Genomic DNA, 519 nt, shown 5'->3' with positions numbered 1-519 from the left:
GGTTGTTGATCGGCAGACCGTCTTTGTTGGTCAGCGTGATGGTGTAGGTGATCTCGCCGCCTTCGGTCACCGAAGGGGTCGCAGTCAGCTTGGCCACCACTTCGTCGAGGGTGTCGGTCACTTGAACCGAAGCAGCACCGCCCAGTTGCAGGTTCTCGAAGGTCGCACCAGTGGCGTCCACCGCCGAGTTGATACCCAGGCTGATCTGGCCAGCATCGTTGTAGACGTCATCGCCTTGCGCGTCGTGAGTGTACGGCGCGCTGGTTTCGCCAGCCTTGATGGTGACCTGAGCGTTGTTGCTCAGGGTCACGACCAGGTCGTGGGCCAGCGGCTGGTTGACGTGCACGGTGAAGGTCGGTTTGACGTTCTCGGCTACCGAAGTCTGGTCAGCCGTGATGGTGACCTTGACGATGTCGCCTTCGTTGCCTGGGGTACCCGGCTCGTCGGTCACCTCGGTGCTGACCGGGGTCTTGTCCAGGTTCAGGTTTTCGAACTTCCACGCATCTGCGCCGCTGACGG

Annotated in this window: 1 protein-coding gene; it reads right to left on the bottom strand. The window is 61.5% G+C overall.

The window, feature by feature from the left end:
- Window positions 1–519, bottom strand: a 519-nt coding sequence (locus N5D53_RS27645) for an immunoglobulin-like domain-containing protein (protein WP_279841154.1), incomplete at both ends; no start/stop codon positions are given.

Origin of the sequence: Pseudomonas sp. GD03862, from assembly GCF_029840855.1 — a bacterium.
GTDB classification, from domain to species: Bacteria; Pseudomonadota; Gammaproteobacteria; order Pseudomonadales; family Pseudomonadaceae; genus Aquipseudomonas; species Aquipseudomonas alloputida.
This window is presented reverse-complemented; position numbering and strand designations above follow the sequence as displayed.